This window comes from Nocardia otitidiscaviarum NBRC 14405 (genome assembly GCF_000308635.1).
Taxonomy (GTDB): domain Bacteria; phylum Actinomycetota; class Actinomycetes; order Mycobacteriales; family Mycobacteriaceae; genus Nocardia; species Nocardia otitidiscaviarum.
In genome coordinates this window covers 58,735-75,927 of record NZ_BAGD01000116.1, presented here as the reverse complement: position 1 = coordinate 75,927, position 17,193 = coordinate 58,735, and the positions used below count along the sequence as shown (strand labels likewise).

Genomic DNA, 17,193 nt, shown 5'->3' with positions numbered 1-17,193 from the left:
GGCTGATCCCTGATGATCCGGCACAGTGGAGGGGTGGATCGTGACCAACTAGCCGATTTCCTGCGGAAACGCCGTTCGGTGCTGCAACCCTCGGATGTGGGCTTGGCGCCCGGCAACCGGCGGCGCACCCCGGGCCTGCGCCGCGACGAGGTGGCGTTGCTGGCGGGCGTGTCCACCGACTACTACACGCGCATGGAGCAGTCGCGCGCGCCCCGGCCGTCCACGCAGGTACTGGCCGCGCTGGCCCGGGCGCTGCGGCTCACCGACGGCGAGCGCGACCACCTCTACCACCTGTGCGGACACGAGCCGCCGCGCAGCGGTGATCCGCATGTCGGCCCGGGCCTGCTGCATGTGCTGGCCAAGCTCGACGACACTCCGGCCTGCGTCATCTCCGATCTGGGCGAGGTGCTGGTACAGAACCGGATGCACATCCTGCTGGTGGGCGATCTCGGCGACCGCCGGGGTCTGGACCGCTGTGTGCCCTGGCTGTGGTTCACCGACCCGGATGATCGCCGCAAGTTTCCAGAGGACAACTGGGAGGAACTCTCGCGCCACCACGTCGCGAGCCTGCGGGCGACCGCGGCGCGGCGATCCGGTGACGCCGAGGTGATCGACCTGATCCGCCGCCTGCGCGAGCGCAGCCCGGAATTCGAGCGGCTGTGGGACGACCATGAGGTCAGTGCGGGCACCGGCTACGTCAAACGACTGATCCATCCCGAGGTGGGGCTGCTCGAGTTGGTGTGCGAGCCGCTGCTGACCCCCAGCGCCACCCGACACCTGCTCGTCTACTATCCGCAACCCGGCACCGACACCCAGGAGAAGCTGGACCTGCTCCGGGTGATCGGCACGCAGCTGATGAGCGAGAGATAGGCCCGCCCGCGGTCACCCAGCGCGACGCCTTCGCCCCCACGAATAGGAGCGAATCATGGTGCTAGTACCGCCTCTTGCGCGGCTTCAGGTGCAGCCCCGGCAGCGGCGGCGCCGGGATGCGCTGTTGCGGCGTGTGTCCCGCGATGTCCGGGAAACGCTCGAGATCGTGTTTCTCCCAATCATTTCGGGCCGCCTCGATCTCCTCGTGACTGCGCCCCACGAAGTTCCACCACATCACCAGATCCTCGTCCAACGGCTCGCCGCCGATCAGCAGCAGCTGTGCTCCCGCGGTGTCGTGCACGCGAATTCCGGTGCGATCGCTGCCCAGGTAGAACAGGCTGCCGGGCTCGACCGGGGTGCCGTCGACGGACAGCGCGCCGTCCACCACCAGCACGGCGTGCTCGAACGCCGGGTCCAACGGCAACCGCGCATCGGTCCCGGCGTCGACCCGCAGATCCGCGCCCACGATCGGGGTGTAGGCGGTGGCGGGTGAGGTCGCGCCGCCGAGCGATCCGATCAGCACGGTGCCGGAGACTCCCGGCAGCTCGAAACCGGGCAGCTCCCGATGCTGTTCGAAATGTGGTGCGATACCGCGACTTTCGTCCGGCAGTGCGATCCACAGCTGGAGGCCGCGTCCGGAGGGATGTCCCGGCACCCGGTACTCCGAATGTGCGATACCCCGTCCGGAGGTCATCAGGTTCAGCTGTCCGGGCCGGATCTCCACATCCGAGCCGACGCTGTCGCGGTGGCGGATGCGGCCCTCCAAAGGCCAAGTGACCGTTTGCAATCCGATGTGCGGGTGGGGGTCGATATCGTGGCCCTGTGGATTCGCGGGCGAATTCGACCCGAAGTAGTCCAGGAAGCACCACGCGCCGACCGTCGGCAGGTCACGCTGTGGCAGGCTGCGGTGCACGGTCACCCCGCGCACCCCGCCGAGGGGCACCTCGCGGGACGGGAAGAACTCCGCCCGCGGCCCCGGCCTTCCGGAGGGTTCGCACAGCGACTCCTCCGGACGCGACTCGAGGTCGCTCACCGTTTGATGCCCTTGCCGACGACGTGCTCGTCGTACTCCGGATGCTTGTCCAACCAACCCTTGATGAAGGGGCAACGCGGCACGATAACCCTCCCTCGCTCGATCACGTCCTTGACCGCCTCCTCGGCGAGCACCTTGCCCAGCCCCTTACCGCTGAACTCGCTGTCCACCTCGGTGTGGATGAAGACGGTGTCGTTGTCGCGTTCCCGATACTCGCTGAAACCTGCGAGCGAGTTGCCGTACCACACCTCGTACCGGTGTTGCGTGTCGTTGCGCACGACCGCGGCCACGACGGCCTGTTCGCTCATTGTTCAGTTCTCCTTCCGCACCCGCACCGGATGTTTGCTCAGAATCGACACTCGGTTGAACGCGCCGATCGTGGTCGCAGCCCAGATCACAACGGATATCTGGTCATCCGACAAATGTTGCCGCGCAGCAGCATACTCACGCTCCAAGATCGCATCATCCGGAAGATTCGTGACACTCTCGGCCAGGATCAGCGCCGCTCGCTGGCGGTCGGTGTACAGCTCGGGGTCGCGCCGCCAGGCCGGGAGCACTGCCAATTGCTGCGGGGTGACCCCCGCCGCCCGGGCGGCTCGCTCGTGGATATCGAGGCAGACGGGGCAGGCGTTGAGCTGGGACACGCGCACGTTCACCAACTCCATCACGGCCCGATCGAGATCGACGGCCGCGGCGGCGGTGCGAACGGACTGCGCGACGCCCTTCAGGGCCTGGTATATCGCCGGTGACTGTTTGTCGATCCAGACCCGGGCGGGAACCGCTGGAGACTGCATAGTCGGTTCATCGTATGCGGAAGGGTGGCTCCGCGCTCCCCGATCCACGCCACCGCGCGTCGCGAACCGGGATCGAGGGGCGGAAGTCACACCGCGGGAGCCGGATTCATCCCTCAGGCGACGCTGAGCACGATCTTGCCGCGAGTACGCCCGCTCTCCCCGAGCAGATGCGCCTTCGCCGCCTCGGTCAGCGGCAGTACGGTGTCGATCTCGACCCGCAGGCGGCCGGTGGTGATCAGGTCGACGATCTCTCGCAGGCCCGTGGCGTCGGGTTCCACCACGGTCCAGCCCGCCCGCACATCCCGGCCGGTGGTATCGGGCACCGAATCCGCGTCGGGCAGGGTCACCAGGTGGCCGCCCGGCCGCAGCACCCGCAGGGAGCGTTCCCCGTACGCGCCGCCGATGCCGTCGACCACGATATCCACATCGCGCAGCGTCTCGGCGAAATCGACTGCGCTGTAGTCGATCAGCTCGTCCGCGCCCAGATCGCGCAGGAAGTCGTGCTTGTCGGCGCGGGCGGTCCCGATGACGTACGCGCCGCGCGCCTTGGCGATCTGCACGGCCAGGTGGCCCACGCCGCCCGCGGCGGCATGGATCAGGACGCGCTGCCCCGCGCGCACACCGGCGGTGTCGACCAGCGTCTGCCACGCGGTGAGGGCGGCCAGCGGCAGGGCCGCGGCCTGGATGTGGTCGATCTCCCGCGGTTTGCGCACGAAGTGCCGGGTGGGGCCGACCACGTACTCGGCGTATGCCCCCGCCTGCGCCGGGAAGCTCGGCATGCCGAACACCTCGTCACCGGGCTGGAAGAGGCTCACCCCCGGACCGACCGCGGACACCACGCCGGACACATCCCAGCCGAGGATCGGCGGCGTACCCCAGGCGATCAGGCTGCCGCTCGCCCGGGTCTTCCAGTCCACCGGGTTGACGCCCGCCGCGTGCACGCGCACCTGGATCTCGCCCACGCCCGGCTCCGGACGCGCGAGCTCGGCGAGGGTGAGGACCTCGGGCCCACCCCACTCCCGGACGATCATGGCGCGCATGGTGTCACCGGTGCTCACAACTGCTCTCCTCTCGTCGGTGAACGAACGGTCACCAGATTGCGCCGGAATCTCGGGTCGCAGTAGTGGCCGGATGGTCAACATGTGACAGGATCCGGCCATGGCCGTTCCGCACCGCGTCGTCGTCCTCGCGCTCGATCAGGTACCCGTGCTCGAACTCGGAATTCCCTCGCGGGTCTTCGGTTTCGCGGAGGACGAGGGCGGAGGCGGGCTGTACGAGGTGGTCGTCTGCAGTGCGGACGGCGAGCCGGTGTCGACCGCCGAGGGGCTGTCGGTGGCGGTGGCACGCGGTCCGGAGGCGCTCGAACTCGCCGACACCGTGATCGTGCCGCCCGCCGAGGACCTCGGTGCGCTGGAACACGGCGGTGCGCTGCCCGCGTCGCTGGCCGCCGCGCTGGCCCGGATACGCCCGGGAACCCGCATGGTGTCCATCTGCACGGGCAGCTACGTGTTGGCGGCGGCCGGGCTGCTGGACGGCCGGATCGCGACCACGCACTGGATGCACTCCGCCGCGTTCCGTCGCGCCTACCCCCGGGTCCAGGTCGACGAGGACGTGCTGTTCGTGGACAACGGCGACGTCCTCACCGCCGCCGGGGTCGCCGCGGGCCTGGACCTGTGCCTGCATCTGGTCCGCCGAGATCACGGCGCGGCCCTCGCCAATCGGGTCGCCCGCCGCCTGATCGTCCCCCCGTGGCGCGACGGCGGTCAGGCACAGTTCATCGAACGTCCGGTGCCGAATCCCGACGCCGCGTCCACCGCGGCCACCCGGGCCTGGTTGCTGGACCGGCTGGCGGCCCCCGTCACCCTGGACGACATGGCCGCGCACGCGCGGATGAGCGTGCGCACCTTCACGCGGCGCTTTCGCGCGGAGGTCGGTGTCACGCCGGGCCGCTGGCTCACCGCCCAGCGTCTGGACCGCGCTCGTGAGCTGCTCGAACACACCGATCTGAGCATCGATCTGGTGGCCGAACGGTCCGGCTTCGGGACCGGCAACTCGCTGCGGCAACATATGCGCGCCCTGCTGAACACCTCACCACACGCCTACCGGCGCACCTTCCGCCGCGCCGCGTGAGCCGCGTCCGGGCGCGGCGGGGCCTTCGTCCGGAATAACCGGGCGTGCGGTCGAGTTCACTGTCCATCGAACGGTCACTGCGATCTCGGAGCCGCTATGGAAAGCAGCACTCGCGCCGGCGCGGGCGTGCGGACGCGCGTGCGCATTCCGCTGACCTTCGCGGACGGGTACGCGACCGCCGCCGAGGCGGTCACCTTCGACGGGTTGAGCGACGGCCGGGAACATCTCGCGCTGGTGCTGGGGGAGCCCGACCCGCGGCGGGTGCCGCTGGTGCGGCTGCACTCCGAATGCCTCACCGGCGACGTCTTCGGCTCCGCGCGCTGCGACTGCGGTCCGCAGCTGCGCGAGGCGGTGGAGCGCATCACCGACACCGGCGGCGTGCTGCTGTACCTGCGGCAGGAGGGGCGCGATATCGGGCTGTACAACAAGCTCGACGCCTACGCGCTCCAGGATTCCGGGCTCGACACCTACCAGGCCAATACCGCGCTCGGCCTACCCGAGGACGCGCGCGACTACACCGCCGCCGCCCAAATGCTCACGGCGCTGGGCATTTCCGAGCTGGACCTGCTCACCAACAACCCCGACAAGGCGCGTCAGCTGGACGCGCTGGGGGTGGGCGTGCGCCGCACCGTCCGCACGGGCGTGCACGCCACCCCCAGCAACCTGCGCTACCTGCGGGCCAAGGCCGACCACACCGGCCACACCATTCAGATCGCCTGAGCCTCGGGCTGTGCGTAGTTCTCGGCGTACTCGGCGCTCGGCGGGATGGGCGTGATCACGTCGACCAGCGCCCCGCTCGGGTCGACCGTCATGAAGTGACGCTGGCCGAAGTCCTCGCTGCGCAGCTCGAGCGGCATCTTCAGCCCCATCTCCACGGCCCGGGCGTGCACCGCGTCCACATCGTCCACCTCGATGGCGACCAGGAATCCCGACGGCAGCACCCGGTACGCCTCCGGCACGCTCTCGTGGCTGCGCTCCACCACGCCGATCTGCGGCTTGGCCCCGTCCGGCGCCTCCAACTGCACATACCATCCGCTGTCGAACACCACCTGGAAGCCGAACAGCTCCACATAGAAGTCCCGGACCGCCGCCACATCGTCGGCGCAGAGGGTGGGGAAGATGCTGGTGATCATGGCTGAATCCCTTTCTCGATGGTGAGACCAGCATCGGGTCTCCCGCAGCGGGAGAGTCAACTCCCACACCCGGAACGCCCGGCGGTCGCCGCTATTCGCGTCCGGCCGAGGTGAAGTTCATGTCCGCGTACCGGTTTCCGGCGACCTGCTCGGCGATCGGCTCCAGGGTGGCCAGCTCGTCGGCGGTCAGTTCGACCGTCGCGGCGGCGACGTTCTCCGCCAACCGGTCGCGGCGGCGGGTGCCGGGGATCGGGGCCACCGACAGGTCGTGCACCCGCGCCCGCGCGTGCACCCAGGCCAGCGCGACCTGCCCCGGGGTGATGCCCCGCGCCTCCGCGACGGCCCGCAGCGGAGCCAGCAGTTCCGCGTTGCGTACCGCGTTCTCGCCGGACAGGCGCGGAAACGCCCGGCGCGTATCGCCTTCGGCCAGTTCGCCGGTCGCCGCCACGGTGCCGGTGAGGAAGCCCCGACCCAGCGGCGAGTACGGCACGAAGGTCACGCCCAGTTCGGCGGCGGCCGGGACCACGGCCCGTTCCACATCCCGGGAGAACACCGACCATTCCGACTGCACGGCCGCGATCGGATGCACCGCGTGCGCGGTGCGCAGCTCCGGCCCGGTCACCTCGGAGAGCCCGAGCTGACGCACCTTGCCCGCCGCCACGAGTTCGGCCATCACACCGACGGTCTCCTCGATCGGCACCCGCGGATCACGCCGGTGCATGTAGTACAGGTCGATGACGTCGATGCCGAGCCGTCGCAGGCTGGCGTCCACCGCGCGCCGGATGTAGTCGGGGGAGTTGTCGATACCTCGGTAGGTCGGCTCGTCCGCCCTCCGCACGATGCCGAATTTCGTTGCCAGCACCACATTCTCGCGGTGGGCGCGGACGAACTCGCCGACGAACTCCTCATTGTGCCCGGATCCGTACATATCGGCGGTGTCGAACAGGGTGACCCCGAGCTCGAGGGCGTGCTCCAGCGTCGCCCGCGCTTCGTCCGCATCGGTGGGACCGTAGAACTCGCTGATACCCATGCAGCCGTAGCCCTGCACCCCGACCCGGGTCTCGCCGAGGGCGGTGGTGGGCAGTGCTCGCGTGGTGGTCATACGTGTTTCCCTTCGCGTGTGTTCGGTGTGACCACGGTCCGCCAGTCTCGCGTCGGATCGCCCTCGTACAGCGCGATCTTGCAGTCCAGAACGGCCACGGTCTGCTGTAGTTCGGCGATGCGGGCGAGCACGTCCTCGCGGGTGCGGCGGAACATCTCGAGTCGCTGCGGGAAGGTCTCGTCACCCTGGCGTACCAGTTCCGCGTAGCGGACCATGTCGGCGACCGGCATCCCGGTGCGGCGCAGCTTCCCGATGAGCGTCAGCCAGTCCAGGTCCCGATCGCTGAATCGCCGCTGCCCGGTGTGATCGCGCCCCACGTAATCCATCAGCCCGATCCGCTCGTACCACCGCAGCGTGTCCCGCGTCAGCCCGGACCGCTCCGACACCTCACCGATCGAATACTTCGGCAGCTCGTAGTCCGCCTCGTACCGCACCGCCGCCACACTCACCGCTCGCTCCTCTCGTCGAACCCCACCGACGCTAACCACCTGGAGTGCACTCCAAGCAAGCCCCATTCTCCGGAAAGCATCCCAAGCCCACGTCACAACGAATGACCGGCACCTACCGCGGTGATTTCCCCTGTGACCTCACGATCGACTTGGATCGACTGCGCTGACCTTGCCGCCGTGCGCGCCTACGCTGGTGTCATGGCTGGAAAAGACATAGATCGCATCCGGGGGCGTTCGGCGCTGGAGACGGTGCGGGAGAATCCCGTCATCGCCGGGATCGCGCTGTTGCCCGTGGTCGCCGTGTTCGGTGTGGTGTGGTGGCTGCTGGGGTTCTTCCCGGCGCTGCTGCTCCTGCTGGTGTTCGGCGGTGTCGTGGTGTGGAAGGGAAAGCTGCTCGGCTGAGCCCTCAGCGCGGCACGTGGAAGAGTCGGAGATCTCCCGTGCCCGGATCGGCGTCCCGCCATGCCCGGTCGAATTCCAGCACCGCCAGGGCGGAGGTGGGGAATTTTCGGCTCATCCGCTCCGCCGCCTCGGAGTCGCGGTTGCTCGCCAACTCCCATGCCGTCCACGGCATCCCGGGGGCGTGCCCGATCATCAGCAGGGTGGCCACCGCGTCGTCGGTGAGCTGGACGAGTTCGATGAGGGTGCGCGGGGACGCCTCGTAGATGGACTTCTCGTAGGACACCGGGGCGCTGATCCCGGTCGCGGACAGGGTTTCCCGAGTGCGGGTGGCCGTCGAGCACAGCACCGCGTCCACCGCCGGCTGCGTTTCCCGCAGCCAATCCCCGGCCAGTGCCGCCTCCCGCCGTCCGCGCGGGGCCAACGGTCGATCGTGGTCGGCGACCCCGTCCGGATAGCCGGATTTGCCGTGCCGCATGAGGATGAGCGTCCGCGCCATGCGCACCACCGTAAGTCCTGCGGTGCCCGCTCGGGGGCAGGACGCGGACCGTGACCGGAATGCCGAAACCGCCCGGTTGTCATGCGTCGATCGCACGCGCGGAGACACAGTTCACATTTCAGCTCGTGGCCCGACGGGAGATCACCGTCACACTCGAGGCACACTGAAGGGGACGTCACACCGGTGTGCCGATCCATGCCGCGTGACACCTATATTAGAACGTGTTCTACCGACCCCGCTCGAACCCGAGCTGAGTAGCACCGCGACTGTTTCGAGGATCTGCGAGATATGGCCTATGTGATCACGCAGCGTTGTTGCAACGACGCCAGCTGCGTTCCGGAGTGTCCGGTCGACTGCATCCGTCCTACGCCGGAGTCTCCGGAGTTCGCGACGGCTGAGCAGTTGTATATCGACCCGGACACCTGTATCGACTGTGGTGCGTGTGTGGACGCGTGTCCGGTGGAGGCCATTTTCTCCGAGGACGATCTGACCGCGTCGCTGGCCCGGTTCAAGGACGTGAACGCCGCCTATTTCCAGCGCCACCCCCTGGAATCCAACTTCGAGCCTTTGGTCGCGCCGACGCGCGCGCCCAAGGAACTGGGCACGTTGCGGGTGGCGGTGATCGGGGCGGGTCCGGCCGCCTGCTACGCGGCGGAGGAGTTGCTGCGGCGCGCGGAGGTGGAGGTGGAGCTGTTCGACAGGCTGCCCACCCCCTACGGTCTGGTCCGGGCGGGCGTGGCCCCCGATCACGCGGGCACCAAGCTGGTGGCCAACATGTTCGAGACGGCATTCCGTCGCGACACCCTGCAGTACTACCTCAATGTCGAGGTCGGCAAGCACATCAGCCACGAGGAGCTGATGGCCCATCACCACGCCGTGGTCTACGCGGTGGGCGCGTCGACCGACCGGCAGCTGGGCGTGCCCGGCGAGGACCTGCCCGGCAGCCATTCGGCGACGGAGTTCGTGGCCTGGTACAACGGGCACCCCGACTACGCGGATCGGGAGTTCGATCTGTCGGGTGAGCGGGCGGTGATCGTGGGCAACGGCAATGTCGCGCTGGACGTGGCGCGGATTCTGACGATGGATCCCGAGGCCCTGGCCAAGACCGATGTCGCCGACTACGCCCTGGACGCGTTGCGGCGCAGCACCATCACCGAGGTGGTGGTGTTGGGGCGGCGCGGCCCGTTGCAGGCGGCCTACAGCAGCCCGGAGTTCATGGCGCTCACCCACCTGAAGGGGGTGGACGTGGTGGTGGACCCGGCCGATCTCGAGTTGGACCCGGAGAGTCGGGCGGTGCTGGATGATCCGGACGTCGAACCGCACCTGAAGCTGAAGTACACCCTCGCGCAGGAGTACGCGGCCAAGACGCCGACGCCGGGTAACAAGCGGATCGTGTTCCGGTATCTGGTGTCGCCGACCGCCATCACCGGTGACGGCAAGGCCGAGACGGTGGAGTTCGTGCACAACGACCTGGTCACCGAGAACGGTCGTACCGTCGCCCGCGCATCGGACCGCACCGGTTGTCTCGACGCGTCGCTGGTGTTGCGGTCGATCGGGTATCGGGGCGAGCCGGTGGCCGATATCCCCTTCGACGAGGTCAACGGGGTCATCCCGAACGAGAAGGGGCGCGTGCTGCAAGCCGATGGTTCGCCGTTGCCCGGGGTGTATGTGTCGGGGTGGATCAAGCGGGGTCCGCGCGGGGTGATCGGTTCCAATCGGGTCGATTCCGCGCAGACCGTGGATGCGTTGATCGAGGATTTCACCGCCGGGAAGCTGGCCGCGCCGAGCGCGGATCGGGCGGCGTTGCGGGCGTTACTGGCGCAGCGGCAGCCGGATCTGGTGGATCGGGCGGGCTGGAAGGCCATCGACGCGGCGGAGAAGACCGCGGGCAAGACCGCGGGCCGCCCCCGCGTGAAATTCACCAGCCTGGAAAACCTGCTCAAAGCCGCCAAGAGCTAGTCCGAACGCACGGCACGGCCGCACAGGAACCCGGTGCGGCCGTGCCGTGCGACGTTCGGCTCAGCCCGGCAGCGGACCGATCCGCACCGTTGTCGTCGTGATGCCGCCGACCACGAACCACAGCCGCAGCACCGGATGCCCGGTGCGATCACCCGGCTCGTAGCGGGCCCGCACGGTGAGATGCTGGCGCGCCTGCACCGGCGCGATGTACTCGATCACCGCACGGTGCGGCGCGGCCACCAGCTTCGGATAGTCCACCAGGTACTGTTCCACCGCCTGCCAGTACACGGCGTTGTTCACATGGTTGAACTGGTCGATATCGGTGGCGCGCAGCGGAAACGGCAGATCCACATCGGATTCCGGCGGCATCGGATCGGTCAGCCAGGGTCGCCACCGCAGCCGGTGCTCATCGGTGGTGCGGGCCAGCTGGGCCAGCCCCTCGTCACTGATGCGGGTCGGCATATTGGTGGATTCGTTGATATTGATCCAGAAACCCTCGGTCTCGATGAGACCGCCGTTCTCGCTGGTGATCCGCACCCGCATATTGGTCCAGCGCGTGGACAGGGCCGAACACCAGCGGCGTAGCTCCACCCGATCCGGCCAGTACACCGGCCGGACCACATCGATGACCGTGCGGCGCACGATCCAGCTCGGGTCGGTGCGGTGGAAGCTGCCGGAGTGCAAGTCTTCCCAGGCGATGTCCTGCAGGTAGCGGGCCATGCCGTCGAAACGCAGCCGGTTGTACGGATCCACATCGCCGGCCCGGACGGGCCACGCCGAGGCGAAGCCCAAGCCCTCCTGACTCAGCGGGGCGAGTGGCTCATCGAGTGACACTGGTGCTCCTCGCGCGACACGGTGACCCATGGGGTGGATCCGGTGTGCCGCGTTCTCGTGCGGTGCTTGCTGGACACGACTTTACGGTGCGGTCGCCCGCCCCTCGCGTCGAGTCACCTACTCATTTTCCAGGGCATGACAGGGTGGCTGTCCAGGCCGTAGCCTGTTTGGTTGTACATCAGGCAGGGGAGGCGCACGTGGTTGCCGGGGCGCGGGCCGGATCGCGGTTCGGGCAGTATGAACTTCGTACGCTGCTCGGGGTCGGCGGCATGGGCGAGGTCTACGAGGCGTACGACACCGTCCGGGACCGGGTGGTGGCGCTGAAACTGCTGGACCAGGAGCTGGCCGGGACCCCCAGCTATGTGGAGCGCTTCCGGCGTGAATCCCGGACCGCCGCCAGATTGCAGGAACCGCACGTCATCCCGGTGCACGACTGGGGTGAGGTGGACGGGGTCCTCTACATCGACATGCGGCTGGTGCGCGGGCGCGATCTGAAGGCGCGGCTGCGGGCGGAGGGCCCGCTCGCGCCGGACGCGGCGGTCGCGGTGGTCGAGCAGATCGCCGCCGCGCTCGATGCCGCGCACGAGGGCGGACTGGTGCACCGCGACATCAAGCCCGCCAATATTCTGCTGACCGATGACATGTTCGCCTACCTGGTGGATTTCGGTATCGCGTACATCGAATCGGATGTGCAGCTGACCAACACCGGCAGCGCCATCGGTTCCTTCGCCTACATGGCCCCCGAGCGGTTCGAACAGGGGAATCGCCACCTCGGAGCCGCCGTCGACACCTACGCGCTGGCCTGCGTACTGTACGAATCCCTCACGGGCGAGGTGCCTTTCGCGGCCGACAGCAACCTGGCGGCGATCCGCGCCCATCTGATGACGCCCCCGCCCCGCCCGAGCGCCCGGCCCGGCGTCCCCGCCACCTTCGACCAGGTTATCGCCACCGGCATGGCCAAGAACCCGGCCCGCCGCTACACCTCGGCCGGACAGCTGGCCCGCGCCGCCCGCGCCGCCCTGCTGCGGACGGCCGATGCGGACCGGACCCGCACGACCGCGCCGCCCACCGCACCGACAGTGGTCCTCCCGGCACCGCACCCGAACCCCACGACCCGCCCGCACCACCCACCCGCTGACCGGCACCCCGCTGACCGGCGTCCGGCCGATCGCCGTCTCGCCGATGCCGGACAGGCGGGCGACGGGGATGCCGAGCATCCCGCTGATGCGGCGCGGACACCCGGCGGTGGGACGAAACCGGGACGTGCGGGGGAGCCTTTCGGTGGTGTGGCGGGTTCCGGAGGGGAGGGGCCGCCACTCGGCGGGACCATCGCGTTTTCCGGCGGTGACGGCCCGGTTTCCGGCCGCGAGGCCGACTTCCACGGGTTCGGCGGGGCATCGGGGTTCGCGGGGGGCGACCCGGTTCCGGTGGGCGGGGCGGGGTGGCGGGAACATCCGTCCGGGCCGCTGCCGCCGCAGGAGCGGCAGCGTTCGCGGTTGCCGGTGCTGGTCGGTGTGCTCGGGGTCGCCGTGGTGGGACTGGCGGCCGCGTTGGGGTGGGTGGCGCTGCGCGACGACGGAACCCCCGACCGGCCGGGGGCGATCACGTCGCCCGTCACGGCGCGGCCGTCGCCCGGAGTGCCGCTGGACGTGACATCCGTGGCACAGACTCCCGCCGCACCGACCTCCACGGCACCCGCCTCGGTCGTCACCACGCCCGCCGACGCGCGCACCACCTCCGCGCCGTCGGCCCCACCCCTCGGACCGCTGCCGGATTCGGTGTCCGGCAGCGATGGCCAGGGTTTCGTCGACGCGGTCGGCCCACGCTGCAATGCCGACGATCCGGCCTACGCCGTCGGCCACACCGCCGCCTCCCGATTCGTGGTGTGCCGCACCGGCGTCGGCCGCTACTACTACCAGGGGGTGCGGCTCAGCGACGGTGCGCGGATCGAACTCGATGATCCGGTGCCCGCAGCCGATGGCTTCACCGTCACCAACCCCGCCGACGGCACCCGGTACGAGATCGGTCCGCGCTCGCTGACCATCATGCGGGACGGCGAGGTGCTCGCCGACCAGGCGATGATCGAGTACGCCAGCCGCTGAATCCGACCGAACCGGACGGATCGCCCGTGGATCGGTTAGGTTCGGAAGGCATCCAACGCCGGGTAGATCGGAGACTTCGCATGCGTGCAGCCGTGGTGAGCAAGTTGGAAGGGCCGGAGGCGATCGAGGTCGTCGATATTCCGGAGCCCGCGCCCTATCCCGGCGGCGTCGTCATCGACGTGCACGCGGCCGGGGTGGCCTTCCCCGACGTCCTCATGACCCGCGGCCTGTACCAGATGAAACCGGCCATGCCGTACGTCGTGGGCTGCGAGATCGCCGGAGTCGTCCGCGCAGCCCCCGAGGGCGCGCACGTGGCCCCCGGCGACCGGGTGGTCGCGCTGACCCTGCTCGGCAACGCCATGGCCGAGGTCGCCGTCGCACCCGTCGACATGGTGTTCACGCTGCCCGACAACATCTCCCTGCAATCGGGCGCCGGTGTGCTGTTCAACGATCTGACCGTGCACTTCTGCCTGCGCAACCGTGGTCGCCTGGCCGCGGGCGAGACCGTGCTGGTGCACGGCGCGGCCGGCGGCATCGGCACCTCCACCCTGCGCATGGCACAGGCGCTGGGCGCGGGCCGGGTGATCGCGGTGGTCAGCACCGAGGAGAAGGCCGAGGTCGCCCGCGCCAACGGGGCCACCGACGTGGTGCTCACCGACGGCTGGCTGGCGGCGGTCAAGGAGCTCACCGGCGGCCGGGGCGTGGACATCGTGCTGGACCCGGTCGGCGGCGACCGCTTCACCGACAGCATCCGCTCCCTCGCCTCCGGCGGTCGCCTGCTGGTGGTCGGCTTCACGGCCGGTGAGATCCCCACCGTGAAGGTCAACCGGCTGCTGCTCAAGAATGTCGAGGTCGTCGGCGCGGCCTGGGGCGAATGGGCCATGAGCCACCCGGGCTACCTCCAGGAGCAGTGGGCCGAGGTCGAGCCGCTGCTCGCCAACGGCAAGATCCTGCCGCCCGAACCGGTCCTCTACACCCTCGACCACGCCGCGGAAGCCGTTGCGGCACTGGACAAGCGCACCGCCACCGGCAAGGTCGTCGTCACCCTGCGCTGAGCCGAACCATGAAACTGTCGAATCGGGTGCTCAACCGCACCCTGCTCGCCCGCCAACATCTGCTGGAGCGCTCGTCGCTCACGGTGGGCGAGATGTGCGAGCACCTGGTCGGCCTGCAGGCCCAGGACGTCCCGCCGCCATTCGTCGCGCTGTGGAGCCGCATCGCCGATTTCGACCCGAAACCGGTGTCGGCGGCATTGGAGGATCGCTCCCTGGTGCGAATCACCCTGATGCGCGGCACCATTCACCTGGTCACCCCGGCGGACGCGCTGCGCATCGCCCCGCATATCCAACCCGAACTGGAGAAGGTGCCCTTCCGCAAGGGGTTCAACTACGGGGCGATGGTCGGCCTCGATCCGGTGCGGGTGCGCGCCGACGGTGAGGCGGTGCTCGGTGACGAACCCATGTCCGCCACCGCTCTGCGCGAACGCGCCGCCGAGCTCTACCCGGACCGCGATCCGGGGGCGATCGTCCAGACCTGGCTGTACCAGCTGCCGGTCCTGCAAACCCCGCCGCGCGGCCGCTGGCGCGACAACAGCCGCCCGGTGTGGTCCCGGGTCGAACCCTGGCTCGGCGCACCCCTGGACCCGACCTATCCGCTGGAGGAACTGCTGCTGCGCTACCTGCGCGCCTTCGGCCCCGCCACCACCATGGATATGCAGACCTGGTCCAAGCTCACCGCTATGAAGCCCGCGATGGACCGGCTCGGCGACCGCGTGCGCACCTACACCGACGAGCGCGGCCGCACCCTCTACGACGCCGCCGACGCCGAACTCGCCGACCCGGACACCCCCGCCCCGGTTCGCCTGCTCGGCTGGTACGACAATGCCGTGCTCTCCCATCAGGACCGGACGCGCATCATCCCGGAGGGCGGCGCGCCCCCGCTGCGCACCTTCGCCGCCGCCGTATCCCCGATCCTGGTGGACGGCTACCTCGCAGGCGTCTACAAGATCTTCACCGAGCGCGGGACGGCCCGCCTGCGCATCAGCCCCCGCACCGAATGGAGCGGCGCCGACCGCGACGCGGTCACGGCCGAGGCGGAGGCGCTGCTCGCCTTCCTGGAGCCGGAGCTGCGCCCGAGCGTCGAAATCCTTTCCCCGGGAGCGGATCTACGCCCCTGACGCGCTCCCGGTCACCCTCTCGGCGCGGCTGGTTCCAATCCTTCACGTGCCCCGGGCGGATTGCGGTCGACCGTGCGAGCTCGCTGGCCGGGACAGCGGATGTGCGGCGAAGTCCTCGACGCGCAGACGGCAGCCTTAACCCGGCGGAAACAGCGCGCCGTTAGGCTTTCGGGCACCACGTTCATGGCTGCAACGGACGCGGTGCACCGCCCGGATCGGGGCGGGCGAACCAGCCGCATTTCGAGAGGAATGCCGCATGGTGCCGCAGTCAGCAGCCGCCTCGGGCAACGTTGTGAACGACAGTGTCGTGATCGGCGATGTCACCGTCTACACCGCGACCGTCGGGGGGCCTCGGTGGACGTCGGGACAGGATGTGGTCGTCGAGCACGGCCGTATCACCGCCATCGGGCCGAAAGCCGGTGCGGGCCGGTCGCTTCCCACGGTCGACGCTAGCGGCGGCCACCTGATCCCGGGTTTCGTCAACACTCACACCCACCTCCAGCAGTCCGTGTTGCGCGGTGCGGGGGAGGGGCTGCCGCTGCTCGAATGGTTGCACTGCGTAGGCGAATTCACGGTGGCGGCCACGCCCGAGCAGACCTATGCCGCCGCCCTCGCGGGCGGTCTGGAACTGCTGCGCGGCGGTGTCACCACCGTGGTCGAGCACATGTGGCCGAATCCCTCGGCGGCCGTACACGACGCGGCCCTGCGCGCCCTGCACGAGCTGGGCATTCGCGTGGTCTTCGGCCGGGGCCTGGCCGACCGGGCCGACGCCTCCCGCCGCTGGGGTATGGATCCACGCCTGTTGCAACCGCTTTCGGAGGTCTTCGCGCACATCGACACGCTCGACGCGAGGCTCGCGGACACGCGGGTCACGACCGCGCTCGCCGTGCCGAATCCGCGCTGCCTCACCCCCGAGGGGATGGCCGCCGTGCGCGACTACGCCGATCGCACCGGCAAGACCATCTCCATCCATCTGCTGGAGACCCGCACCGACGAGGACATGTGCCGTGCGCACGCGTCCTGCTCGGCGGTCGACTATCTGGATCGCGGCGGCCTGCTGGGGCCGCGCACCCTCGCGGTGCACTGCTGTCACCTCGACGAGTACGGCCGCGGGCTGTTCGCCGAGCGCGGTGTCGCGGTGTCGTACAACCCGCTCAGCAATATGCGGCTGGGCAGCGGGGTAGCGCCGATCCCCGCCATGCTGGCCGCGGGCATCGGTGTCGGGTTGGGCGTGGACGGCGCGGCCAGCAATGACACCCAGGACATGCTGTTGGCGCTGCGCATGGGCGCGTACCTGCAGCGGGTCACGCACGCACGCGCCGATCTGCTCGGCTTCGACGACATGATGCGGATGGCCACCCGCGGTGCCGCTGCCGCCCTGGGCGGTTCGGATGGTCCGGTCGGAATCGCGGTGGGGGACCGCGCGGACCTGACCCTGCTGCGCTTCGACCGGGACTTCGCCTGCCTGCCGGTCCGCGATCCCGGGGCGACCGTGCTGACCACCGCCTCGCCGCGGGTGGTGGACACCGTCTGGGTGGACGGTGAGGCGGTGCTGCGCGACGGGCGCAGTACGCGCATCGACGAACCGGCCCTGACCAAGCTGCTGCTTGACATGCAATAACAGTTAACAACTGCGAAACAAGACATCAATTGCACGTAATTATGTGCGATCAAACTGATATGGACGCTTTGATTGCACGCAAGATCATCGAA

Annotated in this window: 18 protein-coding genes; 9 read left to right on the top strand and 9 right to left on the bottom strand. The window is 69.3% G+C overall.

Annotation, left to right across the window (positions count from 1 at the left end; translation table 11 throughout):
- Positions 1–33: 33 nt before the first annotated feature.
- A complete protein-coding gene (locus tag ON31_RS26365; protein WP_029933028.1) occupies positions 34–870 on the top strand; it encodes a helix-turn-helix transcriptional regulator in 837 nt (278 codons plus the stop codon).
- 61 nt (positions 871–931) lie between these two features.
- On the opposite strand, the gene ON31_RS26360 is transcribed toward ON31_RS26365, so the two are convergent.
- The 4 genes from ON31_RS26360 to ON31_RS26345 all read right to left on the bottom strand — a co-directional run bounded on the left by ON31_RS26360 (position 932) and on the right by ON31_RS26345 (position 3,755).
- The gene (locus tag ON31_RS26360) at positions 932–1,903 is read right to left on the bottom strand and encodes a pirin family protein (protein WP_039817470.1); all 972 of its coding nucleotides are present in this window, start codon (positions 1,901–1,903) and stop codon (positions 932–934) included.
- Entirely contained in the window at positions 1,900–2,211 is a 312-nt protein-coding gene (locus ON31_RS26355; protein WP_029933030.1) for a GNAT family N-acetyltransferase, read from the bottom strand. Before ON31_RS26355 ends, ON31_RS26360 begins: the two co-directional genes overlap by 4 nt.
- Positions 2,212–2,214: 3 nt before the next feature.
- Positions 2,215–2,697 carry a carboxymuconolactone decarboxylase family protein gene (locus ON31_RS26350; RefSeq protein WP_039817469.1) on the bottom strand — a complete coding sequence of 161 codons (483 nt, stop codon included), beginning with the start codon at positions 2,695–2,697 and terminating at the stop codon, positions 2,215–2,217.
- A 113-nt stretch (positions 2,698–2,810) separates the two neighbouring features.
- Complete coding sequence (locus ON31_RS26345; RefSeq protein WP_306306428.1) at positions 2,811–3,755, bottom strand: NADP-dependent oxidoreductase; 945 nt, start codon at positions 3,753–3,755, stop codon at positions 2,811–2,813.
- A gap of 100 nt (positions 3,756–3,855) precedes the next feature.
- Here ON31_RS26345 and ON31_RS26340 point away from each other — a divergent pair, with 100 nt between their 5' ends.
- Both ON31_RS26340 and ON31_RS26335 read left to right on the top strand, forming a co-directional pair.
- On the top strand, positions 3,856–4,827 hold the full coding sequence (locus tag ON31_RS26340; protein ID WP_039817467.1) for a GlxA family transcriptional regulator: 972 nt from the start codon (positions 3,856–3,858) through the stop codon (positions 4,825–4,827).
- A 96-nt stretch (positions 4,828–4,923) separates the two neighbouring features.
- Positions 4,924–5,547 (top strand): GTP cyclohydrolase II, encoded by a 624-nt coding sequence (locus ON31_RS26335; protein ID WP_039817466.1) that lies wholly within the window; start codon positions 4,924–4,926, stop codon positions 5,545–5,547.
- Here the strand turns inward: ON31_RS26335 and ON31_RS26330 are convergent.
- The 3 genes from ON31_RS26330 to ON31_RS26320 form a co-directional block, all read right to left on the bottom strand.
- A complete protein-coding gene (locus ON31_RS26330; RefSeq protein ID WP_029933035.1) occupies positions 5,535–5,960 on the bottom strand; it encodes a VOC family protein in 426 nt (141 codons plus the stop codon). The two genes, ON31_RS26335 and ON31_RS26330, sit on opposite strands and share 13 nt — an antisense overlap.
- 91 nt (positions 5,961–6,051) lie before the next feature.
- Complete coding sequence (locus ON31_RS26325; RefSeq protein ID WP_039817464.1) at positions 6,052–7,062, bottom strand: aldo/keto reductase; 1,011 nt, start codon at positions 7,060–7,062, stop codon at positions 6,052–6,054.
- On the bottom strand, positions 7,059–7,511 hold the full coding sequence (locus ON31_RS26320; RefSeq protein WP_051037769.1) for a MerR family transcriptional regulator: 453 nt from the start codon (positions 7,509–7,511) through the stop codon (positions 7,059–7,061). The genes ON31_RS26325 and ON31_RS26320 overlap by 4 nt, the downstream gene beginning before the upstream one ends.
- 198 nt (positions 7,512–7,709) lie before the next feature.
- On the opposite strand from ON31_RS26320, the gene ON31_RS26315 reads away from it, so the two are divergent.
- Entirely contained in the window at positions 7,710–7,913 is a 204-nt protein-coding gene (locus ON31_RS26315; protein WP_039817494.1) for a hypothetical protein, read from the top strand.
- A 4-nt stretch (positions 7,914–7,917) separates the two neighbouring features.
- Here the strand turns inward: ON31_RS26315 and ON31_RS26310 are convergent, their stop codons facing one another.
- Positions 7,918–8,409: a SixA phosphatase family protein gene (locus tag ON31_RS26310; RefSeq protein WP_039817492.1), complete on the bottom strand. Its 492-nt coding sequence runs from the start codon at positions 8,407–8,409 to the stop codon at positions 7,918–7,920.
- Positions 8,410–8,697: 288 nt separating this feature from the next.
- On the opposite strand from ON31_RS26310, the gene ON31_RS26305 reads away from it, so the two are divergent.
- Positions 8,698–10,368: an FAD-dependent oxidoreductase gene (locus ON31_RS26305; protein ID WP_039817462.1), complete on the top strand. Its 1,671-nt coding sequence runs from the start codon at positions 8,698–8,700 to the stop codon at positions 10,366–10,368.
- Positions 10,369–10,428: 60 nt separating this feature from the next.
- On the opposite strand, the gene ON31_RS26300 is transcribed toward ON31_RS26305, so the two are convergent.
- On the bottom strand, positions 10,429–11,202 hold the full coding sequence (locus ON31_RS26300) for an acyl-[acyl-carrier-protein] thioesterase (protein ID WP_195122710.1): 774 nt from the start codon (positions 11,200–11,202) through the stop codon (positions 10,429–10,431).
- A gap of 197 nt (positions 11,203–11,399) precedes the next feature.
- Here ON31_RS26300 and ON31_RS38215 point away from each other — a divergent pair, with 197 nt between their 5' ends.
- The 4 genes from ON31_RS38215 to ON31_RS26280 all read left to right on the top strand — a co-directional run bounded on the left by ON31_RS38215 (position 11,400) and on the right by ON31_RS26280 (position 17,101).
- Positions 11,400–13,304 carry a serine/threonine-protein kinase gene (locus ON31_RS38215; RefSeq protein ID WP_039817461.1) on the top strand — a complete coding sequence of 635 codons (1,905 nt, stop codon included), beginning with the start codon at positions 11,400–11,402 and terminating at the stop codon, positions 13,302–13,304.
- Between the two features lie 80 nt (positions 13,305–13,384).
- Entirely contained in the window at positions 13,385–14,359 is a 975-nt protein-coding gene (locus ON31_RS26290) for an NADPH:quinone oxidoreductase family protein (RefSeq protein WP_039817460.1), read from the top strand.
- Between the two features lie 8 nt (positions 14,360–14,367).
- Positions 14,368–15,480: a winged helix DNA-binding domain-containing protein gene (locus ON31_RS26285; protein ID WP_039817459.1), complete on the top strand. Its 1,113-nt coding sequence runs from the start codon at positions 14,368–14,370 to the stop codon at positions 15,478–15,480.
- A gap of 256 nt (positions 15,481–15,736) precedes the next feature.
- Positions 15,737–17,101 carry an amidohydrolase family protein gene (locus ON31_RS26280; protein WP_051037766.1) on the top strand — a complete coding sequence of 455 codons (1,365 nt, stop codon included), beginning with the start codon at positions 15,737–15,739 and terminating at the stop codon, positions 17,099–17,101.
- Positions 17,102–17,193: the final 92 nt, after the last annotated feature.